Source organism: Janthinobacterium sp. GW823-FHT01H08 (genome assembly GCF_058797855.1).
This window is the reverse complement of the sequence record NZ_CM179504.1, coordinates 2306917-2333687: the sequence shown is the minus strand read 5'-3', so window position 1 is coordinate 2333687 and position 26771 is coordinate 2306917. Positions and strand designations below refer to the sequence as shown.

Annotated in this window: 15 protein-coding genes; 1 reads left to right on the top strand and 14 read right to left on the bottom strand. The window is 62.3% G+C overall.

Annotation, left to right across the window (positions count from 1 at the left end; genetic code table 11):
- Positions 1–16: 16 nt before the first annotated feature.
- Positions 17–1327 (bottom strand): ABC transporter substrate-binding protein, encoded by a 1311-nt coding sequence (locus tag AC3RCG_RS10420; RefSeq protein WP_070312311.1) that lies wholly within the window; start codon positions 1325–1327, stop codon positions 17–19.
- Positions 1328–1638: 311 nt separating this feature from the next.
- On the opposite strand from AC3RCG_RS10420, the gene AC3RCG_RS10415 reads away from it, so the two are divergent.
- Complete coding sequence (locus tag AC3RCG_RS10415) at positions 1639–2907, top strand: maltoporin (RefSeq protein WP_099410665.1); 1269 nt, start codon at positions 1639–1641, stop codon at positions 2905–2907.
- A gap of 75 nt (positions 2908–2982) precedes the next feature.
- On the opposite strand, the gene AC3RCG_RS10410 is transcribed toward AC3RCG_RS10415, so the two are convergent.
- From AC3RCG_RS10410 to AC3RCG_RS10350, 13 genes are all read right to left on the bottom strand, one after another.
- On the bottom strand, positions 2983–5343 hold the full coding sequence (locus AC3RCG_RS10410; protein WP_492405127.1) for a chitinase C-terminal domain-containing protein: 2361 nt from the start codon (positions 5341–5343) through the stop codon (positions 2983–2985).
- Between the two features lie 103 nt (positions 5344–5446).
- Positions 5447–6904: a glycoside hydrolase family 19 protein gene (locus AC3RCG_RS10405; protein WP_492405129.1), complete on the bottom strand. Its 1458-nt coding sequence runs from the start codon at positions 6902–6904 to the stop codon at positions 5447–5449.
- Between the two features lie 290 nt (positions 6905–7194).
- On the bottom strand, positions 7195–8037 hold the full coding sequence (locus AC3RCG_RS10400) for a sulfotransferase family protein (protein ID WP_492405131.1): 843 nt from the start codon (positions 8035–8037) through the stop codon (positions 7195–7197).
- A 153-nt stretch (positions 8038–8190) separates the two neighbouring features.
- A complete protein-coding gene (locus AC3RCG_RS10395) occupies positions 8191–15957 on the bottom strand; it encodes a YDG domain-containing protein (protein ID WP_492405132.1) in 7767 nt (2588 codons plus the stop codon).
- A gap of 32 nt (positions 15958–15989) precedes the next feature.
- Positions 15990–17648 (bottom strand): ShlB/FhaC/HecB family hemolysin secretion/activation protein, encoded by a 1659-nt coding sequence (locus tag AC3RCG_RS10390; protein ID WP_257218108.1) that lies wholly within the window; start codon positions 17646–17648, stop codon positions 15990–15992.
- A gap of 645 nt (positions 17649–18293) precedes the next feature.
- A complete protein-coding gene (gene sorB, locus AC3RCG_RS10385; RefSeq protein WP_099410671.1) occupies positions 18294–18911 on the bottom strand; it encodes a SorB family sulfite dehydrogenase c-type cytochrome subunit in 618 nt (205 codons plus the stop codon).
- A 10-nt stretch (positions 18912–18921) separates the two neighbouring features.
- Positions 18922–20139 (bottom strand): SorA family sulfite dehydrogenase catalytic subunit, encoded by a 1218-nt coding sequence (gene sorA / locus AC3RCG_RS10380; RefSeq protein WP_492405151.1) that lies wholly within the window; start codon positions 20137–20139, stop codon positions 18922–18924.
- 1 nt (position 20140) lies between these two features.
- On the bottom strand, positions 20141–21574 hold the full coding sequence (locus AC3RCG_RS10375) for an amino acid permease (protein WP_070313152.1): 1434 nt from the start codon (positions 21572–21574) through the stop codon (positions 20141–20143).
- 292 nt (positions 21575–21866) lie between these two features.
- Positions 21867–22661, bottom strand: a complete 795-nt coding sequence (locus AC3RCG_RS10370; protein WP_070219225.1) for an ABC transporter permease subunit — start codon at positions 22659–22661, stop codon at positions 21867–21869.
- Between the two features lie 79 nt (positions 22662–22740).
- The gene (locus AC3RCG_RS10365) at positions 22741–23556 is read right to left on the bottom strand and encodes a taurine ABC transporter ATP-binding protein (protein ID WP_070219220.1); all 816 of its coding nucleotides are present in this window, start codon (positions 23554–23556) and stop codon (positions 22741–22743) included.
- 71 nt (positions 23557–23627) lie between these two features.
- Positions 23628–24689: a taurine ABC transporter substrate-binding protein gene (tauA, locus tag AC3RCG_RS10360; protein ID WP_070219221.1), complete on the bottom strand. Its 1062-nt coding sequence runs from the start codon at positions 24687–24689 to the stop codon at positions 23628–23630.
- 116 nt (positions 24690–24805) lie between these two features.
- Positions 24806–26245, bottom strand: coding sequence for an NAD(P)/FAD-dependent oxidoreductase (locus tag AC3RCG_RS10355; RefSeq protein ID WP_070290394.1), 1440 nt, complete (start codon positions 26243–26245; stop codon positions 24806–24808).
- A 25-nt stretch (positions 26246–26270) separates the two neighbouring features.
- Positions 26271–26678: a nuclear transport factor 2 family protein gene (locus tag AC3RCG_RS10350; protein WP_070290384.1), complete on the bottom strand. Its 408-nt coding sequence runs from the start codon at positions 26676–26678 to the stop codon at positions 26271–26273.
- Positions 26679–26771: the final 93 nt, after the last annotated feature.

Here is a 26771-nt window from a genome sequence, read left to right as displayed (position 1 = left end):
GACGGCAAGAAAGGTCTTACTTGTAGTACCCACCCTTGCGCATCTCACGTTCCGCCGTCTGCTGCGACAACTCCAGCGCCTGCTCCACCGTCACCTTGCCCAGCAGCGCTGCCGCCATCTGCTGGCCGGCGGCCACGCCGATCACCTGGAATTCGGGAATCGACGCGAATTGCACGCCCACGTACGGCGACGGCGGCAAGGTGCTTTGCACGGCGCGTGTGGTGGCCAGGGCCTTGCCTTCGGCGGCGGCAAATTTCGCCACTTTCTGGAACTCGGGGCTCGCATACGTCGACTTGCGCGTGCCCGTCGGCACGTTCGCCCAGCTCGTTTCCTTGGCCACCAGTTTCACGTAATCGGGCGAGGTGGCCCAGTTGATGAAGCGTTGCGCTTCGTTCGGATGCTTCGAGCTCGACGGGATGGCCAGCGACCAGATCCACAGCCAGTTGGCGCCCCGCTCCGTCACGCCGATGGGCGACTGGGCGAACGCCACCTTGTCGGCCACCTTGCTTTGCTTCGGATCGGTGATGAAGGAGGCGGCGATCGTCGCGTCGATCCAGATGCCGCACTTGCCCTGGTTGAACAGCGCGAGGTTTTCATTGAAGCTGTTGGCAGCCGCGCCCGGCGGACCGTATTTCTTCATCAGGTCGACATACATGGTGACCGCATCCTTCCACGGCTTGCTGGTAAATTGCGGCTTCCATTGCATGTCGAACAGCTGGCCGCCGTAGGAATTGGCCATGGTGGTGATCAGCGCCATGTTGTCGCCCCAGCCCGGCTTGCCGCGCAGGCAGATGCCGTACACGCCGTTGGCCGGATCGTGCAGCTTGGCCGCCACGTCGCGCAGCTGGTTCCAGCTGGGGCGGTCTTCGATCGTCACGCCCGCCTTTTTGACCAGGTCGCTGCGGTACATGATCATCGAGCTTTCGCCATAGAACGGCGACGCGTACAGCTTGCCGTCGCCGGATAGTCCCTCGCGGATGGCGGGCAGCAGATCGTCGATATCGTATTTGGCGTCCGGCTTGATCGGGATCAGCCAGTTTTTCTTGCCCCAGATGGGCGTTTCATACAGGCCGATGGTCATCACGTCGAACTGGCCGCCCTTGGTGGCGATATCGGTGGTCATGCGCTGGCGCAAGACGCCCTCTTCCAGGGTCACCCACTTGAGCTTGATGTCGGGATTGGCTTGCTCGAAGAACTTGCTGAGCTTTTGCATTTCGATCATGTGGCCGTTGTTGACGGTGGCGATGACGAGGTCGGTTGCGGCAAAAGCGGACGAGCTGAGGCAGAGCGCGCCGGCGCACAGCGCGGCAATGGCGGAACGTTTCATTGTGTGTCTCCAGTGTTTTTTGTCGTTGGCAATGCTCAGGTACTTAGCACCACGACCACAATGTAGCACCGGACTTTGATACTTTCTGATACTCCAAAACCGCAATTCGATACTCTTTTGCACCCCCTCCATGCACCAGAGTATCGATATTGAGTAAAAACAACACTTTGAAAGAAAGTATCGGTACTTGTTCGATTTGTATCAGGGTGGTTAAAAAAGCGCTGCTAGACTTGGTTTTCGGCATTAGACCGTGTGCGGTGACCGGCCTTCCGGGGCGCCACCGCTACCACCAACATTCTTCTGGAGACCGCATGAATCGCACTGCATTGAAAACTTTACCTGCCCTGCTCCTGGCCATTGCCAGCGCTTCCGCCATGGCCGACCCCATGTACCCAAGCGACGCCGAAGGCTTCCATGGCTACCTGCGCGCCGGCGCCGGCAGCAATACCTCGGGCGGCGGCGGTTCGCAAGGCTGCTTCGGTCTGGGCGGCAATACCATGAAATATCGTCTGGGCAATGAGTGCGACGCCTACACGGAATTCGGCTACACCAAGTCCGTCGCCCAGTCCGGCGGCGTGAACTACCTGGCCACCATCTGGGTCAACGCCTACGCGCCCAACTCGGATTTCGGCGACAACAAACTGGGCATCGTCAAGGCCTATGTCGAAGCACAGGGACTCGATTTCCTGAACGGCGGCACGGCCTGGATCGGCAAACGCTTCTACTACCGTCCTGACATCCACATGCTGGACTTGCAGTACATCAACATGAACGGCACGGGCGCCGGCCTGGACCGCATTCCTGCGGGCCCCGGTAAATTCTCGTACGCCTTCTTCAAGGACAACGACATCAACACCGTGTCGAAGACCGGCGTCGTCAGCACCAAGTCGGCCGTGCGCCAGAACTTCATCTACGGCGAGATTCCCGTCAATGAAAACGGCACCCTGGACCTGGCCGCGACCTACATCATCGGCGAAGGCAAGGACAACGACGCGTTTGGCCAGAAGCATAACGGCTGGCAGCTGTCGGCCTTCCACCGTCAAGCTAAAGTCTTCGGCGGCGGCAATACCTTCGGCGTGCAGTACGGCGTCGGTCCTGGCACCGGCAAGGGCGCGCAGTTCGGCGCGTCAGGCGACACCAATTTCGGTTCGGACGTGAAACGCACGCGCATCTTCAATGACATGGCGATCCAGCCGATGGCCAACTTCGGCATGGAATTCGTCGCCCTGTGGCAAAAAGACGAATCGAACGCCAACGGTTCCTCGACCTGGACCTCGGTCGGCGTGCGTCCCGTGTACGCGTTCACCAATAACTTCAAGCTGGTGGGCGAGCTGGGCACGGACCGCGTGACGCAAGCGGGCGGCCTGCCGGCCAAGCGCCTGACCAAGCTGACCATCGCCCCGACGATCTCGGCCGGCCCTGGCCTGTGGTCGCGCCCTGAACTGCGCGCTTTCGTGACCTACGGCAAATGGAACGATGCGGCCACCGCCTCGGTCAATGCGTCGAACAACGGCGGCCCGATCTACAACAACAATACCAGCGGCACGTCGTATGGTTTCCAGGTGGAAACCTGGTTCTAATACCTGGCTGCGGTCGCAATTAAAAAGGGCGGAACCTCGGTTCCGCCCTTTTCTGTTTACCCTGCCGGATTCAACTTACGGCAAGGCCACCGGCAGTTCCGGATACTCCTGCGTCAAGGCGTACTTGGTACCGCCCACGGTGACCGTATAGTTGGCCGGTCCCGAGATCGGCAGGCGGTAGTTCAGGGTCAGCGCCACGGAGCCGCCCGGCGCCAGCGATTGCCAGGCGGGAATCGCAAAGCGGGCCCGGTTGTAGTTCTTCGTGAAGCCGCCGATATTGTTCGGCCCCGTGTAGCCGGCATTGATCACCGTCAAGCCGAAGCCGGACTGGTCGCTCATGTCCGACGGCGCCGACACGGGATAGTCGAACTCCACCACGGTGCCGCCCGGCAGGGTCGACGCCGTGTTGTTCTTCACGGTCATCACCGGGTTGATGGGGAAGTTGTTGTCGCCCAGCTTCCAGCCGCCCAGGGTGATGCTGACGTTGGCCGCCGTGCCCGGCATGGCGATTTCGGCGCGCTTGTTGCCGTACACTCCAGCCGTGCGGAAGGCCTGGTACAGCACGTCCGTCAGGGTGGTGCCCATGAAGTACTCGCCCTTGCCGCCATTGCGCGTGGCATCCCAGGCATAGTCGCCCGCCATTTCCCAGATCATCACGCCGCCGATATTGTTATTGACGATGTACTGGGCCTTGGCCGCGATCGATTGCGTGGTTTCCGTGGAAATGAAGACTTTCTTGGTCGCATTCCACAGCCACGGCGCCACCATGGTGCTGCTGTAGTACGGCACATACGTGCCCACCAGCGCCTTGTCCGTGACTTTATACGCGTCCAGGTAGCTTGGAACGATGCCGTTTTGCAAGTTCAACGCATGCCAGATGGGGTTGCCGCCACCTGGCGTGGGCTTGCCTTGTGTATCGAGGTCGTACCACACGTTGTCGATGCCGGTGGCGCCCGTGCCGCACGTCTTGGTGCCGGCGCAGGTGACGGTGGAGCTGATCAGCGGCGTCGTGCCCCACAAGCCATTGGTGCCGCCCGTCACATCCTTCCAGCCCCGCGTGTAGAACGGCACGCCGATATTGATGCGTCCCGCCTGCATGGCGCCCCGGTAGTAGCGGTAGGCCCAGTCCGTGTTCAGGTAGCCGATGTTCTGGAACTGGTAGGCGTTACCGGCACGCAATTCGCCATCGTTGCCATCGTCAAACAGCGCCGCGTTCGGTCCCACGTACTGATTCCACGCACCGTGCAAGTCATAGCTCATCAGGCTGGCGTAATCGAGATATTTTAATCCCGACATATTTTCCTCGCCCCGCAAGACCCAGCCCGAGGCGGAACCGGCGATGGTGAGCAGATAGTATTTATTGTCCTGCACGGCCGCTTCGTCGAGTTTCTGGCGCAGCACTTTCAGCAGCACGTTGTAGCTCGTCATCAGTCCGGCCAGCCGCGGTTTCGACACGGCGAAGTCGTTCGGATTGCCCGCTTCATTGTTGGTGGTCGGGTGTTCGTAATCGACGTCGACGCCATCGAAGAAGTTGTACTGGCGCACGAAGGCCACCATCGAGTCGGCCAGGGTGTTGATGCCGGCCGTGTTGATGCTGCCGTCCGCGTTCGTCGTGGCCGTGTAGAAGCCGCCGCTGCCGGCCCAGCCGCCCACGGAGATCATCAGTTTCACGCCCGGATACTTCTTCTTGTATTGGGCCAGCAAGTTGAAATGGCCCTTGTACGGCAGGGATGGGTCCATGGCCGCGGCCGGCACGTTCGGCCAGGTCAGGCCCGTATCGGGATTGGCCGCGCCGCTGCCGATGGCGATCTTCGACGTGGCCGGATCGACGGAAGCGAACGCATAGTTCAGGTGGGTGATCTTGTCCCAGGGCAGGTTATTCACCAGGTAAGTCGGGCTGCCATCGACGCCCGTGCGCCAGCTGGCGAAATAGCCGACGATGCGCCGGTTCAAGCCGTTGCCCAGCACTTCGCGCCCATTCGCGTCATATACCTTGCAATACGGCACATTCGGCACGGCCGAAATCAGGCCGTCCGGACGGCAAGCCGTGGGGGTTGGCGTGGGAGTTGGCGTTGGGGTTGGGGTTGGGGTTGGGGTTGGGGTTGGCGTTGGCGTCGGAGTCGGTGTCGGCGTTGGTGTCGGCGTCGGTGTCGGTGTCGGCGTCGGCGTCGGGGTCGGCGTATCCGTCACGGCCCATGGACCCCACTGGTCGGCGGCGCTGGGGACATTGCCTTGCGTCCACCATTTGGCCTTGTAGGTGACGCCCTGATAAAGCACGCACTGGCCGCCCGTGTAGACGGTGGCGGCATCCCAGACGGCGCACGCTTCCACGGCGGCGAGCAAGGTGTTTGGCGTGGCGGTCGTGCCTTCCTGGCTGCCGCCGCAAGCGACGAGCACGCCGCTGAGCAGGGCCATCAATAATGCATTCGATTTCATGTGATATTGGTCTCCATTATGGTTGTACATCGAGAGCGCGTTGCAGGCCCCTCGAGGGGCTCTTGTCAACTGTTATCCCTGGCCGGCTATCCTGCATAGACTGCTACTGCAACTTCACATTCCAGTTGGCTTCCACGCATTTCACGTAGTTCCCGGCCAGCAAGGCGCTGTACGGGGTTTGATAGCTGACCAGCTGGCATTGGTTCTCGCCACCGGCGCTCCAGTTCTTTTCCCAATAGATGTTGTAGGCAGCGGAACTGGCCGGGGTGAAGCGTTGCATGTTGGCGCAGGACAGCTGTTCGCCGGAATAATCCCAGCCCATGTCGGCGGCAAATTGCTTGTAGTAATCGATACGGTTTTGCGCGGCCTGCTTTTCCGTGCCCTGCCCGCATTCGGCGTTGATGATCATGATGGTGGTGGCGAAATTATTGCCCGCGCCTGCCGTCGTATCGGCCGCGTTCGGCACCCAGGTGCCGTCGAGCACGTGCAGCATCGATGGTTTCGGCGGTTGCGGATAGACAAAGAAGAACGTGGCCGACGCCAGGTTCAGCCAGGTCGAGGCGACAAGGTCCGGATTCTTCAGCAGCACGGACTGGTCGCCGTCATGCATGGCTTGCGAGAACGGGCCGTAGTTGTAGTTGTACGACAGCTGCTTGGCGCCGCGGCCAAAATACTTCTTGAAGCTGCCGTCGGCATTCTTGCCGCACGTCCATACCTTGTTGAAGACGGGATCGGCGCACTCGACGTTGTAGCCGCAGCCGGCGGCCGTCTCGTCGCAGCCCAGTTCGCGCAAATACTTCAAGCCCTGGCGCCATTGCGGCAGCGGGCTGCTGGCGTTATGGTCGCCCGTTTCCTGGCCGAAGTGGGCGAACATGGTGGCCAGGCTATGGCGGCAGATGGCATCCGCGTTGCGCCCGTCGCTGTAGTCGTCGCACACGGCGGGGAACTTGGCCACGGCTTGCAGGAAGCGCTGGTAGGTGTAGCTGGCGTCGCGCGCGGCAAAATAATAATCCCACTTCGCCGCCGGCAGCAGACGTTCGACGCGCTTGACGTTGAGCGGATTGCCGGCCAGTCCAGGCTGGACGGCTTCGACGGCCGCATTACCCAGCGTGCGGATCGACGCCTTGACCTTGCGGAAGAAATCATTGTTCGTCAGCGCCGCCTCGTTCGCCTCGGCCTGGGCCTTGGTGGGCACGCCCGGCGTGGGAGTAGGCGTGGGCGTGGGCGTGGGTGTAGGCGTTGGCGTTGGCGTTGGCGTCGGCGTCGGGGTGGGCGTCGGCGTGGTGGTATCGAGACTCCACGGTCCCCACTGGTCGTTGTTCGGCGCCGTGCCCTGCACCCACCATTTGGCCCGGTATACCTTGCCGTCGTAGACGGCGCACTGGCCCGCCGTGTAGACGGCGCTGGCGCTCCAGGCTGCGCAACTGTCGCTGGCGGCCGTGGCGGCCAGCAGGGTCGATGGGGGTTCGGTGGTGGAATTGCCGCCGCAAGCGAGCAGCGCGCTGCCCAGCAGGCCAGCCATCAAGGGCGAGGCCAGCCGGCTAATTTGCCGTGTCTTCACAGTGTCTCCTGAACGTTATACGAAAACTATCGAAGTAGCTTTTTATGTTGTACGTAAAGAAAGCACAGCGAAGCGTCGGCTTTCTGCACCAAGAATGCGACGCCGAAAATTGGTAGTCAAGTGGTTTTATAATACGGTGTTTTTTACAATACCAGTGACTTCAGGCGGCGCGGCCACGGTGCGGCAAGCGAAGAGTGGGAAGAGAGAAAAAAGGCGTTTTCAAGACAACTGCCGGCAATACCGCGCCGGCAGCACTGCGGCAAGTGGTATTGGCACTGCCGCAGGTGTTTTCAGGCCGATGGCGTTGCCGCACGTTGGTGTTGCGGATAATACAGGTCGTAAAACCAGCCATAGGCGCTTTCGATCTGCGCCTGGATGCGCGGCGGAATCGCATGCTGCCCGGGCGCGCTGATCGTCGCCTGCTCGCGGTGCGTGTATTTCATGCGGTAGTGGCTGTCGCTTTCCTGGATACCCACGGCAAGATCGTGCGGGTCGATCTGGAACGGTGCCAGGCCCAGCCAGCTGTACAGGTGGGACATGCATTCCACGGGCCGCGCCATCAAGTCTTCGAAGCGCACGAAATACAGCTTTTGCTGCACTTCGGCAGGCAGGTCCAGCACGGCATGCAGGGAACTCAGGGGAGCGCCGATGGTGCGGTCCTTGGCAAACAGCATGTCGGCCCGGCCCAGGCGGTCGAAGTCGGCCAGATGGTCGACAAAATCGAGCAGGATGGTGCGCTGGTGCTGCGCTTCGATGGAGCCGTAGACCTGGCCCAGTTCACGCACGCAGACGATGATCTTCGCTTCCGGCGCCAGCTGCAGCAGCATTTCCACGCAATGCAGCCAGGCGCGGTTCTTGTCGACCACGCCCTGCTTGCCGCAATCCCGGTACCAGCCGCGCAGAAAGCCCTGCATGGCCGTTTTCAGGTGGCCGTAACTGGCATCGAAGGTGCTGTCGAGCTGCGACAGGAAAAAAGCGTCGTCGCTGACCATGCGCCGCATGCCCAGCAAGGCGTTGCACAAGGGCGAGCTATTGCCTTCGCAATGCAAGTCGGGATGCTGCGCCAGCAGCTGGCACAGCAAGGTGGAACCGGCGCGTGGCAAGCCTGCCACGCCGATGAAATGGGATGTCATGCGATTGTACTTTCTGTTCAGCGCTGCGCCTCTGACGGAAAACAAGGATGATGCAGCCATTGTAAAAGTGTTGCGACGATGCGAAGGCATGAAAATGCCGCCTCGAAACACGAAGCGGCACTCCGGCGCCGGCATCTGGTGACGCGGCGGACCTTACTGGCTGTCCTGGCGCGTACCGACGGAAACCTCAACCGGCAAGCGCAAGCCGCTGTCCACCACGCTCAGGCGCAGGCCTGGCAAGACATTGCTGACGACGTTGCCGGCCAGTTGCACCAGCGGTGCGCTGCCCGAGCCACCCTTCTCTCCCTCGCGCGGCGCATCCTGCGCGGCGGCAGGCTTGCCTGGCGCCGTCTCGCCGCTGACGATCATGTCGGCCTGCACCATATTGCCCTGCGACGGCGCCACGGCAACAGCCGCGATCACGTTCGCAACGGCGCTTTGCAGCGCTTCCGTCGGATTGACTTTCAGCACGCCGTCCACATAATTCAGGGCGTAATTGGTCGACGCCTGGCCCGAGGCCGAGACCAGATAATTGCCTGCCGCGGAAGCCGTCGTCGCCGGCGTGCCGAAGGCCAGCTGACCGCTCACTTCGGCGGCCAGCGTGTCGCCGCCGAGCAAGCCGCTGTAGCTGGCGCTGAAGTCGGGATTGGCGCGTCCCTGGTCTTTTGCCACATTGTCGACTTTCACCGTCAGCAGTGCCTGCGAGATCGTGGCCGTGGTGCTGGCCGTGGTGTTGACCACGTAATTGCCCGCATCCGCCCCGCTCAGGCGTATGCCCGCCACCGTCACCGTCTTGCCCGCGCCCGCATTCTTGTCGCTGAAACTGGCGCCATTGCTGGCAATATTGAGCTGATCATTGCCGATACGGTTGTCGCGCAAGGAAACGGCGGCGTTCGTGGTGGCGTCGTATACCTTGTTGATGCCGGTGGCGCTGACCGTCAGGGCCGCCGGCGTGATATCGGCCGTGGTGCTGGCCAGGCTGCTGGCCAATACGTAATTGCCCGCATCGGCGCCGGCCAGGCCCAGACCGCTGATATTCACGGCCTTGCCCGTTGCCGCATTCTTGTCGCTGAACGCGCCAAGGACGGGGCCGCCGGCCAGGCTCAGGACGTCGTCGGCCACCATGCCATTGAAGCTGGCGCCCGCCAGATTCAGGCTGGCCGCCGTGCCGCCGTCATACACCTTGTTTGCCGCCACGATGCCGGAAATAGCGCTGATGGACGCCGGCGTGATGCTGGCCGTGCCACTGGCAACCGTGCTGGCAAGGTTGTAATTGTCCGCATCGGCGCCGCCGAGGGTGATGCCGCTGACCGCCACCGTCTTGCCCGTGCCCGCATTCTTGTCGCTGAAGGCGCCGTTGCCGGCCACGGTCAGGCTGTCGCCGTTCACCATGCCATTGAAGGTCGCCGCGCCGTTGAGCGTGGCCATGGCCGAGCCATCATAGGTCTTGTTGTTGACGCCCACGTTCGTCACGCCGCTGATGGTCGCCTTGCTGATGTCGGCGTTCACGTTGGCGGGACTGCTGAAGGCATAATTGCTGGCCAGGCCAGTGCCATCCTGCAAGCTGGCGCCGCTGATGGTCACCACCTTGCCGGTACCGGCATTCTTGTCGCTAAAGCTGCCGACACCGCCGCTGAAGCCCAGCGTTTCATCCGCGACCATGCCGGTCAGGGTACCGCCCGACAAGACTGCCGCTGTCGTGCCATCGTAGACTTTATTGCCGGCAGTCACGCCGGAGAGCGTGACGGCCTTGGGCGTGATACTGGCCGTGGCGCTGGCCGTATTGTTGAGGAAGTCATAATTGACCAGATCGCTGCCGGACAAGGTGATATTCGTGATATTGACGGCCTTGTTGCTGCCCACGTTTTTATCCGTGAATGCACCGCTCGCGCTGAACAATTGCACATCGTCGCCGGCAATCTTGCCGTTGATCACCGCCTGGCCGGGACTGAGGCTGACGTTGAGGTTGCCGTTATAGATCTTGTCCAGGGCGCTCAAACCGCTAATGCTGGAAATCGTTGCCTTCGCGATATCGCCCGTCATGCCGTTTGGCGTACTCAGCGTGTAGTTGCCGGCCAGGCCGCTGCCGTCACTCAAGGTCACGCCGCCCACCGTAATGGCCTTGCCCGTGCCCGCGTTCTTGTCGCTGTAGCTTGCCCCCTGGACAGTGAAGGCCAGGGTTTCCGAACTGACCAGGCCATTCAGGGTGCCGCCGGTCAGGTTCGCACTGGCTGTGCCGTCGTAGACTTTATTGTTGCCGGTCAAGCCCGTCAGCGTCAGCGCCTTGGCGCTGATATTGGCACTGCTGCTGGCCGTGTCGCTGGCCAGGTTGTAATTGCCTGCGTCCGTGCCGCCCAGCACGATGCCGCTGACATTGACCGTCTTGCCATTGCCCGCGTTCTTGTCGCTGAAGGAGGCGGTCGCGTTCAATACCGTCAGGTTGTCGCCGCCGGCCATGCCGCTGAAAGCGGCGCCAGCCGTGTTCAGGCTGACGGCCGTGCTGCCGTCATACACTTTATTTCCGGCAACGATACCGGTCACGCCGCTGAGGGTGGCCTTGCTGATATCGGCGCTGCTGCTGGCCGTGGTGCCGGTCAAATTGTAGTTGCCGGCATCCGTGCCGCCCAGCGCGATGCCGCTGATGCTGACCGTCTTGCCTGTGCCTGCATTCTTGTCGGCAAAACTGCCGCTGGCGCCCGCCACGCTCAGACTGTCGCCACCGATCATGCCCGCAAACGTGGCGCCCGCCGCATCCAGGCTGGCTGCCGTGCTGCCGTCATACACTTTATTTCCAGCAACAATGCCGCTCACGCCGCTGATGGTGGCCTTGCTGATATTGGCCGTGCTGGTGGCCGCGGCGTTGGTAAAATCATAATTTCCAGCGTCCGTGCCGCCCAGGACCATGCCGCTGATATTGACCGTCTTGCCATTTCCGGCGTTCTTGTCGGCAAAACTGCCGCTGGCGCCCGAGACCGTCAGGTTGTCGCCGCCCACCATCCCCGTGAACGACGCCCCAGCCATGTTCAGGCTGGCGGCCACGCCGCCGTCGTACACTTTATTTCCGGCAACGATACCGGTCACGCCGCTGAGGGTGGCCTTGCTGATATCGGCTGTGCCGCTGGCCGTGGTGCCGGTCAAATTGTAGTTGCCGGCATCCGTGCCGCCCAGCACGATGCCGCTGATGCTGACCGTCTTGCCTGTGCCTGCATTCTTGTCGGCAAAAATGCCGCTGGCGCCCGACACGCTCAGGCTGTCGCCACCGATCATGCCCGCGAACGTGGCGCCCGCCGCATCCAGGCTGGCGGCCGTGCTGCCGTCATACACTTTATTTCCAGCAACAATACCGCTCACGCCGCTGATGGTGGCCTGGCTGATGTTGGCCGTGCTGGTGGCCGTGGCGTTGGTAAAATCATAATTTCCAGCGTCCGTGCCGCCCAGGACCATGCCGCTGATATTGACCGTCTTGCCATTTCCGGCGTTCTTGTCGGCAAAACTGCCGCTGGCGCCCGAGACCGTCAGGTTGTCGCCGCCCACCATCCCCGTGAACGACGCCCCAGCCATGTTCAGGCTGGCGGCCACGCCGCCGTCGTACACTTTATTTCCGGCAACGATACCGGTCACGCCGCTGATGGTGGCCTTGCTGATATCGGCTGTGCCGCTGGCCGTGGTGCCGGTCAAATTGTAGTTGCCGGCATCCGTGCCGCCCAGCACGATGCCGCTGATGCTGACCGTCTTGCCTGTGCCCGCGTTCTTGTCGGCAAAACTGCCGCTGGCGCCCGACACGCTCAGGCTGTCGCCACCGATCATGCCCGCGAACGTGGCGCCCGCCGTGTTCAGGCTGGCCGTGGCAGTGCCGTCATATACTTTATTTCCAGCAACAATGCCGCTCACGCCGCTGATGGTGGCCTTGCTGATATTGCCCGTCAAGCCGTTCACGGGCACCAGCGCATAGTTGCCGCCGGCGCTGCCGCCCAGGGCCGCGTTGACTGTCACGGCGATGCCGTTGCCGGCATTCTTGCTGGCAAACGTGCCATTCACGGTCGAACTGACATTGGCCAGGTCGCCCGCCAGCACGCCATTCAGGGTGCCGCTGATGGCGGCCACGGTGGTGCCGTCGTACACTTTGTCGCCCACCGCCGCGCCGCTCAGGGTGACGGACTTGGGCGTGATCAACAGGCCGCCATCGATATAGCTGATGGCGTAGCCGGACTGGCCGCCCGAAGCGTACAGGCCGCTGGCCGACACGCCATAGGTGCCCGCATTGACGGCGCCGGCGGCATTGCCCGCATACACGGGCGTGCCCAACAGACTGGCGCCATCCACCGTGTTCGAGTAGGTGACGCTATTGCTGCCGCCTGCGTAGGCCACGCCGTCATACACCTTGCTGTCGTAGGAAACGCGCACGGCGATCTGCTTCATGAACGAGCGCAGGAAAGGCGCGCTCTGTCCGTCGTAGACCACCCACATCTGCGCCAGTTCCCAGCCGGCGCCCGTGTAATTCGACAGGTTTTTCAGCTGCGCCGTCGTCATGGCGGTACCGCCCATGCTATTCGCCTGGCCGCTGGCCGTCGTGTCCCAATAGCTGCCCGTAGTGCTGCCCGTACTGGCGCCCACCAGGCCGCCCACATTGCTGGAACCGCTCACGCTGCCGTTCGCATAACTGTTGGCGATGCTGCCGCCATTGCTGCCGACGAGGCCGCCGACGATGCTGGTGCCGCTCACGGCCCCGCTGGCATAGCTGTCCGCCACCGTGCCCGTATTGCTGCCCACCAGGCCGCCTCCGGTGGACGTGCTCGTCACGCCGCTGGTGGCAAAGCTGCCGCTGATCGTGCCGGCATTGCTGCCGGCCAGGGCGCCCACATTCGTGCCGCCCGCTACGCTGCCGCCGGACAAGCCCACATTCGCCACCACCCCGCCGCTGCCGATGGCGCCGAACAGGCCCACGTTGTTCACGCCCGCCTTGGCAATGGTCAGGCTGGAAATGATATGGCCGGTGCCGTCGAGGCTGCCCGTGAAGGCCGAACCTGCCGTGCCGACGGGGATGAAGCCAGTGGTTCCCCAGATATCCTGGCCATTGGCCGCCGTCGTGGCGGCGCTGAAGCTGCTGCCCAGCGTGTAGGTGGCTGTCTTGTTCATCGCCATCAATTGCAGCTGGTGCGCCGAATTGATGGTATTTGACCACTCCGACGCCAGCATGGGGCGCGTGCCGGCAGCGCCATTGAGGGTGCCGTCGGCGCTGACCGCCACCCAATTATTGCCGGTGGCGCCGCCCGTGGTCGTGAAATTGAACCCCACATAATTACTCGATACCAGCATCTGCGCCGTGCTCAGCCCTTGCGCGTTTGAGGTGGCGCCATTGAAGCTCTGGCCGATGCCATTCAGGCCGGAATTGATCGTGCTGTCAAAATAGGCGCGGTTGACGGAGCCCGAATTGTGCTCGCCGACAATGGCGCCCACGCTGGCGCCGCCGCCCGTCACCTTGCCGGTGGTATAGACATTCGTGATGGTGCCGCCCACGTTGTAGCCGACCACGCCGCCGGCCAGCCCGGTGGTCTGCACGTCGCCCGTCGCATAGCTGTTGCTCAAGGTTCCACGCAACAGGCCCACCAGGCCGCCGACATAGCCGCCGGTGGAGGTGACCTTGCCCGTCGCGTAGCTATTGCTGATGGTCGCGCTGCCGCTGTTATTGGTTCCCACCAGGCCGCCGGCACTGCCCGAGGCGTTCATCGCGCCGGTCGCGTAACTATTGCTGATACTGCCATTGTTAAAGCTGACCAGGCCGCCGCCATAGTTGGCTCCTGCGTTCACGGTGCCCGTCGCATAGCTATCGCTGATCGCACCGGAGTTGGTGACCACCAGCCCGGCCGCCACGTAGCGCGTGGAGCTGGTGGTGGCGGAGCTGGAACTGTTCTTGATCAAGCCGCCTACGGCGTTGAGGCCCACAAAGCCGCCTGCCGCGCCGTAGCCGCCCGGCCCGGGATCGCCCGCGGAGACGACCGTGCCGGAGACGCGGCTATTGCTGATCGTTCCGGCATTGATGCCCACCAGTCCGCCCAGATTGACATAACCGGAGCCGCTCACGGCACCACTGCTATACACATTATCGATCTTGCCGCTGTTGACGGCAGCCAGTGCGCCTATGCCCGCATAGGTGCTGCTATAGTTGGCGGCCGATCCGGCAACGCTGACGCCGCTAAAACCCATATTACGCACGGCAGCTGCAGCGCCGATATTGCCGAACATCCCAACAGGCACTTCAGGGCGGTTGATCGTCAATCCCACGATTTCATGGCCCAGGCCATCGAGCGTGCCCGTGAAAGGCGCCGCATCGCTGCCGATGGGCGCAAATCCCTTGCCGCCATCCCAGCCAGAGGTGCCGCGCGCATCGATATTGCTGCCCAGCACGTACTTGCCGGACAAATTGCCCTGCATGCCCTGCACGTCGCTGCCGGTGGTGCTGTTGAAGGCGCCCAGGCTGTTGATCACCTGATACACGGTCACGCTGCCATTGCTGCCCAGCTTGGTGCTGAAGTTATTGCCCGATGGCAAATCCACTTCGGCCTTGACGTTGTACGTCGACAGATTGCCGGCGGCGACCCCGCTCTGGCCGTATTCGAGCGCCAGGCTGGCCGTGCCTGCGCCGCGCATGGCCTTGTTGATGTTGATGTTGTTCTGTGCCGTCAGGGTCAGCTTGTTGGCGGTCCAGTTGATGTTGTCGTTGACGTTGATGTTGCCCTGCGTGCCGCTGCCGCCTGACACGCTCTGGATTTGCACATTGCCCGATTTCAAGGAGTTGCTCAGGAAAGCGCCCGTCATGTCGCCGCCGGAAACAGCGATATTGAAGTCGGTCGGATCGATCAGCCAGGTGCCGGCCAGGCCCTTGCTCGATGCCGTCGTCACCTTCAGCGCATCGTCGATCTTCACGTGCGCGGCCGAAGTATCGATGAAGCCGCCATTGCCGCCGTCGGACGCGCTGGCGTCCAGGGTGCCGGCCGCGTTCACCGTGCCGCTTTGCATGTCACCGAGCAATTTGATCGTGCCGCCGCGCGTGGCTATCGTGTGCGCCTCGATTACGCCCGTGTTGTTGACGGCGGTTTTCAGCAAGTCGCCCGCCGCCTGCGCCGTGAGCACCACGCTGCCGCCATCGGCCTGGATCAGGCCGCCATTGTTGACCAAAGCGCCCACGGCGCCTGCGTTGACGGCCACATTGAGCAAGCCGTCACCGGCCACGTCCAGGGTGATCGCCTTGCCCGCCGCCAGGGCTACCGAACCCAGACGTGCCTGGATCGTGCCTTCATTCGAGACGTGCGCGCCCAGCAGGGCCACATAGCCGCCCGGCGCGCTGATGCTGCCCTGGTTCAGGACTTTCCCCGTGCCATTGCCGGAAAACTGGTACTTGCCCGCCATGAAGTCGGCGTTGCTGATGTCCAGGGTGGACGCCACCAGCCCGGCCGTGTTCACGGACGCGCCCTGGCCGAACAGGATGCCGTTCGGATTGACGATGAACACCTTGCCGTTGGCCGACAAGTTGCCCAGGATGGTAGTACCGTCGCCGCCCAGCACGCGGTTCAGGGCAACCGCGTTGCTGTTGGGCTGCTGGAACTGCACCGATTCGCCCTTGCCGATATTGAAACTGGCCCAGTTGATCACGGCGTTCTGGCTGCCCTGCCTGATCACCGTGGCGCCCGGTGCGCCATTGATCGTTGCCTGGCCCGCCACCACCGTGCCGCCCGCCGGCCCCGCCAGCGCCAAGGAGCCATAACCGAGCATCAGCGCCGCCGCCATGCCGGTCAAGGCAAAATGCGCCCCGCCCCCGCTGCATCCGGGCAGCGAGCGCTTGCCGGCGGATTTGACGTTTTCGGAAACGGCGGCGTAGGCGCCGGTGGCCTGGTTCCAGATGGAGCGGTAGATGCGGTTCATGGCAGTGTCCTGATTGTATTAACTTGTCTTAATTAGAAGTATTTAATGGCTTGCAGCCAGAAACGGCCTGCCGCATCCGGTGCGGAAGTCGCCTTGGCATTGCCCAGCTTGTGCGCGTAATACGTCTTCAGGACGAGCGCATTGGCGCCCGTCCACGTCACGCCCACGCCGGCGCCGCTCAGGGTGCGGCGGTTCTCGCCCGCGCCCCAGGCGTCGCGGTTCAGCTTGACGGTGCCCGTGTCGGCAAAGGCCAGCACCTGCAGCTGGCCGGGAAACGCCGTGAACGCCGTGATGTTTTGGCGCAATTCCACATTCAGCACATAGCCCTGGTCGCCATACGCCTCGCCGCCCGGATAGGCGCGCACGCCGCCCACGCCGCCGATGCCCATCTTTTCGGAAACATCGAGGTTTTTCGAGGCTGCCTGGCCGCTGATCACGCCGAACAAGCTGGTCTCGCCGCCCAGGCTTTGCACGCGCGCCGCATTGAAGGCAAGCTTGTTGAAGTGGCCGTTGCTTTTCACCGTCAGCTGATCGATCAGCAAGGCCACCGGCGTCTCGATATCGATCTTGCCCGTGGTGTAGGTCACCGAATACGTGCTCACGCCACCGCCGCCCCAGCCGTCCTTGCCATCGCCATTCAGGTTCAGCATCCACACCTTGGCTGTCTTGTCGTTGACGCTGCCCGTCGATTCCGTCCTGTCCTGGAATTTCTTGTCGTCGTAGCTCACTTGCGCATACAGATTGTTGCTGCGCGAGCGGATCAGCGGATAACTGGCATACGCGCTGGCGATCTTCGCCGTTCCCTTGGCGTCGAGCACGGCAAATTCCTTGCCCAGCTTGTAATCCATATACGTGTAGGCGCCGCCCAGGCGCAACAGGCCCGCCTGTCCCTGGTAGGCCAGGCGGCCGTAGTTCAAGCCGTCGGCCGAAGTGAAGGCGCGTACGGTGGCCACGTCGCCGAGGCCGGCCAGCTCGTTGATGTTCAGGGTGGCGCCGATGCGGTTGCGGCCCGTGTAGCGGTTGCCCTGGTTATCCAGGTCGATGCTGCCGTTGAAACGCGAACCGGGCTGCACGTCGACGATCAGGTCGGACGCGCCCAAGGACGCCCCCGGCGCCAGGGTCGAGCTCACCTGCACGCCCGGCAAGTCCGACAACAGCAGCAAGCGCCGCTCCAGCGGCGGCGTGGCGATCACTTGCCCGTCGAGCCCGGCCAGTATCGTGCCGGCCAGGCCGTCGGACAGCGTACTCTGATTGCGCAGCTGCACCTGACCATAACGGCCCGGCAGCACGTCGATGGCGACGACGCCATCCTCGATATCCTGCGCCGGCAGATAGGCCTGCGCAAGAAAATAGCCATGGTTCTGGTAATAACTGGCAATTTTTGACGCCATGGTGCGCAATTCGCCCAGAGTCAGCTCGCTCCCGGGCACGAAACCCGTGGCGGCGACCAGTTCGCTTTCGGCAAAGACGGGCGGCGCCGTGATGCGCAGGCGCTGTACGGTGATGCGCGTGGTATCGCCCACCGTCGTGGCCGGCACATTGCCCTGCTGTACGCGGATGGCTGGCGGCGCTTTCGGCAGCTGGGGCGCGGCGGGAATCTGCTGCAGCTGGCTGCCTGCGCCCGGAGGATCGACGGCCCAGGCGGTCTGGATCAGCGCCAGCAAGGTCAATGGAAGTAATTTGGTGTTCAAGGTCATCCTTTCAGGCGGCGCGCCCGCGCCAGGCAAGCCGCTGGCGGCTGTGCTGACGGGGAATACAAGAGCTGCAAAGGAAGTATTTTTTTAGCATCATTGTCAAATACAATGACAACAAAAAAATAAATTCCCATCAGCAACATTGACCCATTTTAGCCCGTCATCAGGCGAGAAAATACCTATCTGATGAGCTCTTTCACCACATTGGTGCGGTCTCGACTGGGATGCCCTTAAAATTCGCAAAACACCGTGAAAATGCGCCTTTCCGGCAAGAAATTCGTTGTCATAACACAACAAAATTGCATCAATGTCACTATCGACATGCTATTCCATGAGCGCGCCATGGATGCGAAATGAACAAGAGATTGGCATTATCACAATATAAAACAATGTTATTTTTTACATATGTGCATGTTCATCTGATGACACACTTTTTTGCTGCAAATTAACATGTCACATTCTTGCAAAAAATAGATAATCAATGAATAAATATTAGGAATGAAAACTTATTTTTGGCGGTCACGCGGGGAGCGGGCGGCGCATATGATCGCGGCGAGGAAAACCGGCGTGGCAGGCATCGGCCACGCCGGATGCCGGCGGAAAGGAAGAGAAGATCAGCGACGCGGCCGCGTTGGCCGGGTCTTATCTGGACAGCACATATTTGGCCAGCGTGGCCGCATCGGCTACACTAAGCTGGCTGAATGGCGGCATGGGCACGGGGCCCCATTTGCCGGCACCGCCATTGCGGATGTTGGCCGCCACGGCAGCGACGCTGTCCTGGCCCTTGTATCTGGCGGCCACTTCCGCAAAGCCGGGGCCGACCACCTTCTGGTCGAGGGCGTGGCATGCCATGCAGCCATTTGCCGCCAGCAAGGTTTTCACATCCTTGCCGCTGGCGGCAGGGACAGCGGCTGCGGCGGGCTTCACTGCGGCGGCAGGCGCGGCGGCGTCCCGCTCCGCGCCATAGGTTTTCACCAGGTAATCGACCATGGCCGGCATGTCCGCGTCGTCAAACTGGGCGCCGAACGGCTTTTTCATCTTCTTGACGGTCGCCTCCCAGTAAGCGCGCGGCGAAGCGGGCGGCTGGCTCGATGCATACTGGGCCGCGTGGCACGTCATGCAGTTGCGCTGCACCAGCTGGTAGCCGGGCAATTCGCTGGGTTTATAGGCCGCCGTTTCCGGCGGCAGCTGGATTTCCAGTGCGCCGGCGCTGCCGGCAAGCATCAAGGCCACGGCGGTGGCGAGTGTTCTGATCAGCATCCGGTTCTCCTCACACTGCCTGAATGCGCGTGGTTTCCACCACGTTGCGCATATAACCCATGGGATTCCACAGGGCTTTCATCGGCTGGCTCTGGCCGATGCGGTTGACGGCGCGCACCATCAGCACATGCTTGCCCTTGCGCGGCGCCTTCATCACCATCGTCCACTCGCGGAACGAGAAACGTCCCAGGTCCTTGCCCAGCGTTGCTTCCTGCCACGTCTGGCCGCCGTCCACCGACACGGTCACCTCGCTGATGCCCTGCCCGCCATCGAAGGCGATGCCGCGCATGGCCAGGTCGCGCCCCGCCTTCACTTGCGCGCCATCTTGCACGCTGGTGATGAAGGAGCGCACGTTCAGGCGGCTGATCGGCGTCGTCTTGCCCACCGGTGTCCCCGGCTCGATGAAACCGGAACCGTTGTCCGGGATGCGGTAGCCCGTGCTCATCCAGAAGCCGTCGAACGGTTTGTCGAGCACCGTGATGTCGCTCAGGTGCTTGACCCAGTAGGTGCCATAGAACCCCGGCACGATCAGGCGCAGCGGATAGCCGTTGAGGAACGGGATGTCTTCGCCATTCATGGCCCAGGCCAGCAGGACGTCGCCCGCCATGATGTGCTCGACGGACAAGGCTTTCTGGAAGTCGGGGCCATCGCCCACGGGCGGCGTTTCCAAGCCGTTGAAGGCCACCTGCACGGCACTGGCCGCGATGCCGGCCTTTTCCAGCACGGTCTTCAGGGGGATGCCCGTCCAGCGGGCATTGCCCATGGCGCCATTGCCCAGCTGCCCGCCATTCGCGCGCGGGGAAAAAAAGCCGCGGCTGTTGCCCGAACATTGCGTCACGGCCACCACGTCGACGGGGTCGGCCAGCTGTTTCAGTTCCGCCAGCGACAGTTCCAGTGGCGTCTTGACGAGGCCGCCGATGCGCAAACGGTAGCTGCCGCCATCGATGCTGGTGGGCAAGCCGCTCCAGTGGTAGCGCACGAAAAACGCGTCGTTGGGCGTGATCGCGCCTTCATTGAACACGCTGAACGGCGTTTCCAGCTGGGGCGGGCGGCTGGTCAGCAGGATCAGCGGGCGCTTTTGCGGGAAGGCCACCAGTTCGCGCTCGCCGTTTTCAAACGGCAAGGTGACAGACGCAGCCAAGGCTGACCCAGGCCCCGCCACGGCGGCGGCGCCCAGGGCGGCCGTCGTGCGCAGGAAGCGGCGCCGGCCTGCAGGCAACAAAGTCATATCAGACATGTTTGAGCTCCACTTTGGTGTCGGCCGCTTCGCCGCCGTTGCGATCATCGTTGACCAGTTTCTTGATGTAGTACATGACGCTCATGATGGCCACGCTCAACAGGCCGAACCAGAACGACACGCGCTGCTCCGTATCGGACGACACGCTCATGGCGCCCAGGATCACCAGCATGGCGAAGATGGTGAAATACGTCAGATAGGGGAACAGCCACATGCGCACCTTGATGCGTTCCGGGCATTCGCGTTCCAGGCGGCGGCGCAAACGCAATTGAGATATCGCAATGAGCAAGTACACGAACAGGATCAGGATGCCGTAGGAGTTCACGATGAAGGGGAAGACCAGGTCGGCCGATACATACGAGACGGCAATGGCGAAATAGGCGAACAAGGTGCTGAACAGGATGGCGCGAATCGGCACGCCATTCTTGCTCAGCTTGACCAGGCCCGTGGGTGCGTCGCCGCGGCGCGTCAGCGCGAAGATCATGCGCGACGAGGCGTACAGACTGGAGTTCAGGGCCGACAGGACGGCCGTCAAAATAATGGCGTTCATGATGTGGGCCGCGTACGGGATGTTCATGACGGTCAGGGCGCTGACGAAAGGCGTGGCGATGGCCGGCGAATCCCAGGGCACGATGCAGACGACGACAAACATGGAGCCGACATAGAACATCAGCACACGCGTGACGACGGAATTGGTGGCGCGGGCGATGGCCTTGGCCGGGTCCGACGTTTCGGCGGCCGCGATGGTGACGATCTCGGCGCCCGAATAAAAGGCCGTGGCGGCGACGGCGCCGCTGAGCACGGGGCCCCAGCCGTGCGGCATGAAGCCGCCATGGCTGGTCAAAAAGCCCAGGCTTGGGATGCTGTTAGGCAAGCTGCCCGTGATGAACAGGGCGCCGACGAACAGGAAGACGATGATGGCGACCACCTTGATCGAGGCGAACCAGAACTCGAATTCGCCGAAGGCTTTCACCGAGAACAGGTTGAGCACCGTCATCGACACGAGCAGCACCAGGCTGATGGCCCACGAGGGCACATCGGGCAGCCAAAAGTTGACCAGCTTGGCGCCGGCGATGGCTTCCAGGGCCACGACGACGACCCAGAAATACCAGTACATCCAGCCGCTCATGAAGCCGAGGAATTTCGAGACCTTCGGCTTGTCGTCGAAGGCCAGGCGCGCATATTCGTAAAAGGAGCCGACCACGGGCAGGGACGAGGCCAGCTCGCCCAGCATGCGCATGATCAGGACGACCAGGCCGCCCGTGAGCAGGAAGGATAGGATGGCGGCCGGGCCGGCAGCCTTGGCGATGACGCCGCTGCCGACAAAGAGGCCGGCGCCGATCACGCCGCCGATGGCGATCATGCTCATGTGGCGTTGCTTCAGCGAGTGCTGCAAGCCGGTACTGTTATGCGATTCGCTAATCATGTTTTTGTCTCCTGAAAATCTCTGAAGCCCGGTGCGCCCTCGCCTGCTGCGGCCGGTTCCTGCCGCGCGGCTTTGTTTTATTTGGGCAACACCGTCAAGCAGCATCGATACATCATCAAATCAGTCTGGTTGGCTGCATGCCATAAGTCAATCTGGAAATGCAGCGGCCCGGCGCGGCGCCCAAGGGGCAAGCGCGCTGGAGGATACGTACGGGGTATGGCTCAGTTATTGCTGGTTAAAAAATGGGAGCGGCGGCAACACTTGTGGCATTAGCGCCACTCCCGGGAACGTCTTACACCTTGCCCTTCCATGGCACGAGGGTACGTTCGAGGTAGCGCATCATCAAATCAAACAGGAAAGCGAAGAAGCCGATCACGATGATGCCCATGATCACGACATCGCTGGCGAGGAACTCGGAGGCGCTCAGCACCATGTAGCCGAGGCCGCGCGTGGCCGCCACCATCTCGCCCGCCACCAGGGTAGTCCAGCCCACGCCGATGCCGATGCGCATGCCGGTGAGGATTTCCGGAATCGCTGCGCGCAGGATCACGTGCACGATCACCTGGAAACGGGTGGCGCCCATCGAGTACGCGGCGTGGATTTGCTCCAGCGACACGGAACTGACGCCGGCGCGGGCCGCGATGGCCATCGGCGCGAAGATGGCCAGGAAGATCAGGTAGACCTTCGAAAACTCGCCGATGCCGAACCAGATGATAACCAATGGCAAGTAAGCGAGGGGCGGCAGCGGGCGGTAGAACTCGATCAAGGGATCGAAGATGCCGCGCGCCACGCGGTTGACGCCCATCATCACGCCGACGGGGATGGCAAACAGGCAAGCCAGGCCAAACGCGCCGAACACGCGCACCAGACTGGCGACGGTATGTTCCCACAAGGTGGCGCCGCCGAAACCGGTGGTGGCCGCCATGATGAATTTTTCATAGACGGCTTGCGGCGACGGCAGGAACAGCGGTTTCACGAGGCCGCTGGCCGTCACGCCAAACCACAGCAAGAGCACGGCGATGACGGTGACGGTGGCGATGCGGCTGGAATTGCCCTGCCCCGGCGCGCCGAACGCTTCGCCAGGCATGGCGCAGCGGGGAGCGAACAGGCGGCCCAAAAAGCCGGCGCGCTTGGCGCTGGCGGGAGGAAATCCCACGACGGATGGGCTATGCATGGGACACCTCCAGCTCTTTATTGACGGCGCGCTCGTCGCCATAAATGATGTTGAGCACAGTTTCGCGCATCTTGATGAAGTCCGGGCTCGATTTCACGGCGCGCGCATCGCGGCATTCGAGGAAGCGCTTGTTGAAATCGAGTTCATACGTGTGCGTGATGCGGCCCGGACGGGGCGACATGACGATCAGCCGGTTCGCCAGGAACAGCGCCTCGTCGACGCTGTGGGTAATGAAGAAGAACATGGTGCTGGACTTGGCCCAGATATCGAGCAGCAATTCCTGGATGGTTTCGCGCGTCAGCGCATCGAGCGCCGCCATCGGTTCATCCATCAGCAGCATGGCGGGATTGCTGGTCAGGGCGCGGGCGATGCCCACGCGCTGTTGCATGCCGCCCGACAGCTGATAAATCATATTGTCGTGAAAGTCCTTCAAGCCGACCAGCGCCAGGTTCTTGGCCGCCTGTTCGCGCCGCACGGCTTTCGGCACGCCTTGCAGTTTCAGGCCGAATTCCACGTTTTCCATCACGTTCAGCCATGGCAGCAAGGCATGTTTCTGGAACACGACGCCGCGGTCGGCGCCCGGCCCTTCCACTTTATTGTCGCCGAGCATGATTTCCCCCTTGGATGGGGCGATAAAACCCGCCATCAGGCTCAGCAAGGTTGTCTTGCCGCAACCGGAAGCACCGAGCGCGACGACGAAGTCGCCGCTATTGATGGTGAGATTGATATTATTTAAGGCATGTACGCGTTCACCGGCCGTCTTGCCCGGATAAATCACGCTGACATCCTTGACGTACAGATTTTCCATCGTGTCCCCACAGTTCTGTTCAACGCACTCTGTTCAGTCAGCGCGCCCGGAGGCGCGCCATCGCACAACGTTTACTTCAGCAGGCCGGCGGCCTGTGCATACCTGGGTGTCACATATTTGGCGTAATCGGGAGCCAGGGTGTCGATCTTGCCTTCAGCTTTCAAAAATTGCGCCGTGGCCAGCAAGGCTTGCGCCACGCCGCCCTTCGCGCCGCCACCGAGCCAGGCCGGCGACGCCTGTTCCTGCAAGGATGGGTAGGCGTACAGGGCCACGGAAGCGGCCACGTCCTTGGCAGCCGCGCCCGAATGCTTGACGTTGGCTTTCACTTGTGGGGAATCGATGGTCCACGCCTTCGGATTGGCGCGGTAGTCGGCATCGGCGGCGGCCATCACCTTGACGAACTTGGCCATGAAATCGGCATTCGCCTCACCCCAGGCGCGCTCGACGGCCATGCCGTCAAACGTGGCCTTGCCCTTCTTGCTCAGTTCGCCGGAAGTGACGAGCACCTTGCCGTTTTGCTTGAGTTTGCTCAAGGCCGGATCCCACACGAAGGCCGCGTCGATGTCGCCCCGTTCCCAGGCGGCGGCGATCTGGTTCGGCTGCATGTTGAGCAATTTCACTTCCGTGGGCTTGATGCCCCACGTTTCCAGCGCGAACATGGTGTGGAAGTGCGTGGTGGAAACAAACGGCACGGCGATCTTCTTGCCGCGCAAGTCGGTTGGTTTGCTGATGCCGGCGCCATTGCGGGCCACCATCGCTTCGGCTTCGTTGATGTCGTCGATGATCCAGAACAGCTGCAGGTCGACGCCGCGGCTGACGGCCGCCGTCAACGGGCTGGAACCGATGACGCCGATCTGCACGTCGCCGGACGCCATGCCCGTGGCCACCTTGGCGCCCGAGTCGAACTTGCGCCAGTTGATTTTATAGCCGGTGGTCTTTTCCACTTCGCCGCTGGCGATCGCCACCAGGAAGGGGCCGTTGATTTCCTGGTAGGCAATCGTTACTTCCTTGCCCTGCGCGAAGGCCGTGCCGCTCGATGCGACCGCCACGCCCAGCACCAGGGTGCCGAGAACGGCGCGGCGCAGCGTTGAAAAAACCGTTTTGCTCGCGTTTTTGCTCGTGTATGTGTTCATGTCTCACTCCAAGATTTATTGTTATGTGTGAACGTTCGGGCAATCTCATCCCTTGCGGGAGGCGCCGCTGTTTGCTCTTTGTCAACCATGCGGCGGCTTAGTACGGCTACTGCTATTTAAAACACTTCATCCTTCAAGTGATACCAGCGGTACAGGAAACGCTGGCCCAGGCGGCGGAACGGGGCGAACGCTTGCGACTCGACCAGTTCCATCATGTTGGGATACGGCAATTTCGAATTGAAGATCGGCAAGCCCGTGTCGCTGGCCTTGCCCGCGATGCGCTCGGCCATGCGACGTCCCGCCTGCGCCGAGTACATGACGCCGTTGCCGCCGTAACCGAGTGAATAGAAAATCGATTGCTTGGGGTCCGGTTGCACGATGCGCGGCATCATGTCGTGGCTGACGTCGACCCAGCCCCACCATGAGTAATCGATGGGAATACCGGTCAGCGCGGGGAACTTGCGGTGCAGATCATTGATCAAAAACTGTTTATATCTGTCGTCCGGCGCGTCGGCGCCCGTGATGGCACTGCGGCTGCCGATCTGCACGCGGTTGTCCGGCATCAGGCGGTAGTAGTGGCGCAGGATGCGCGTATCCGTGATCACCTGGTGGGTGCGGAAGTTGCACGCCTCGATTTCCGCCGGGGTCAACGGGCGCGTGACGATGGAATTCGACAGGATCGGCAGCAAACGGTTCTTCACTTGCGCATGCAGGTGGGGCGAGGTGTAGCCGCCCGTGGCCACGGCCACAGAGCGGGCCCGCACCACGCCGCCCGGCGTTTGCAGGTAGTGCACGCCGTTGCGCGTTTCCCAGCCCATCACGGGGCTGGACGGATGCACCTTGGCGCCCAGCGCGCGCGCCTTGCGCAGGTAGCCGAACGCCAGCTTGCCCGCGTGGATGCCGATGCCTTCCGGCTCGTGCAGCGCGCCGGCCGCTTCCTTGTCGTCGACGAATTCGCGCTTGACGGTGTCGGCGTCGAGGATGCGCGCGTCGTACTTGAATATCTCGCGCATGACCTTGGCCTCTTTTTCCAGCGCGGGCATGGCTTTCGCCTTGTGGGCGATGTACAGGTGGCCGCCCGGCTGCGGGTCGCAATCGATGTCGGCCGTGATCTTCTTGAAGGTTTCCATCGCGTCGCACACTTCCGTGTGCAATTTGAGGGCCGTGTCCATGCCGTAACGGGCGATCCATTGCGAGCGCTTCAGGCGGCCCGTCGTGCATTGCGCCTGGCCGCCGTTGCGCGTGCTGCAGCCCCAGCTGACCCGGTTCGCTTCCAGCACGGTAGCCTTGATGCCGTGTTCCTGGGCCAGGAAGATGGCGCAGGAGAGACCGGTAAAACCCGAGCCGATGATGGCCACGTCGACGTCGATGTCATGCGTGATGGGACCGTCGTCGGCGGGCGGCTCGCCGGCCGTGCCGATCCAGTAGGTGGGCGCGTAGGCATTGCCGTGGCCGGGGCGCTGGGCCACCAGCGGATCGAAGGCGGGATCGTAGGGCGTGCGGGCGGCGGTGCTGCTGCCCAGTACGTCAGATGGAGTGTCGACAGGTTTGTTCATGATCATTCCCGGTGAACGTACTGGCTTAAGCTTTGACGACGGGTGGGCGATCCTTGCGGAAGGCGTTCTTCACGGCGATCTTGCCGTCGCGGAAAGTGAAGATGTCGACCATGCGCGCCTCGATGCGCGTGCCGTCCGCCTTGGTGCCGGCAAAGGTCGATTCCGTCACGCCGCGCTGGCCGCTGACGAAGTGCTCCGGGTTGAGCCAGGCGGCGTCGGGAAAGGTTTGCCAGGCCAGCTCGAAACCGGCGCGCACGGCGTCGCGGCCGACAAAACTCTTGCCCAGCAAGTCAGGGCCGGCCACGGCGTGGAATTCGCAGTCGTCGGCCATGGCGGCCATCAGGGCCTCGATATCGTGACGGTTCCAGGCATCGCCGAAGGCTTGCAGGAAGTCGATGGTGACGGCGTCGGTGTGCGGTACAGGGTGGTTCATGGTGGTCTCCGTAAATCGTTTTTGATACGCTACGTTCCGTTTTTTGTCTTTTATTGAATTTAAGCCTTAAGCATGGCCTTGTCAAATCAAATA

Coding starts and splice junctions, on each gene's coding strand:
- AC3RCG_RS10420 (WP_070312311.1), bottom strand. CDS start 1,327: ATGAAACGTTCCGCCATTGCCGCGCTGTGCGCCGGCGCGCTCTGCCTC.
- AC3RCG_RS10415 (WP_099410665.1), top strand. CDS start 1,639: ATGAATCGCACTGCATTGAAAACTTTACCTGCCCTGCTCCTGGCCATT.
- AC3RCG_RS10410 (WP_492405127.1), bottom strand. CDS start 5,343: ATGAAATCGAATGCATTATTGATGGCCCTGCTCAGCGGCGTGCTCGTC.
- AC3RCG_RS10400 (WP_492405131.1), bottom strand. CDS start 8,037: ATGACATCCCATTTCATCGGCGTGGCAGGCTTGCCACGCGCCGGTTCC.
- AC3RCG_RS10395 (WP_492405132.1), bottom strand. CDS start 15,957: ATGAACCGCATCTACCGCTCCATCTGGAACCAGGCCACCGGCGCCTAC.
- sorB (WP_099410671.1), bottom strand. CDS start 18,911: ATGCTGATCAGAACACTCGCCACCGCCGTGGCCTTGATGCTTGCCGGC.
- sorA (WP_492405151.1), bottom strand. CDS start 20,139: ATGACTTTGTTGCCTGCAGGCCGGCGCCGCTTCCTGCGCACGACGGCC.
- AC3RCG_RS10375 (WP_070313152.1), bottom strand. CDS start 21,574: ATGATTAGCGAATCGCATAACAGTACCGGCTTGCAGCACTCGCTGAAG.
- AC3RCG_RS10370 (WP_070219225.1), bottom strand. CDS start 22,661: ATGCCTGGCGAAGCGTTCGGCGCGCCGGGGCAGGGCAATTCCAGCCGC.
- AC3RCG_RS10365 (WP_070219220.1), bottom strand. CDS start 23,556: ATGGAAAATCTGTACGTCAAGGATGTCAGCGTGATTTATCCGGGCAAG.
- tauA (WP_070219221.1), bottom strand. CDS start 24,689: ATGAACACATACACGAGCAAAAACGCGAGCAAAACGGTTTTTTCAACG.
- AC3RCG_RS10355 (WP_070290394.1), bottom strand. CDS start 26,245: ATGAACAAACCTGTCGACACTCCATCTGACGTACTGGGCAGCAGCACC.
- AC3RCG_RS10350 (WP_070290384.1), bottom strand. CDS start 26,678: ATGAACCACCCTGTACCGCACACCGACGCCGTCACCATCGACTTCCTG.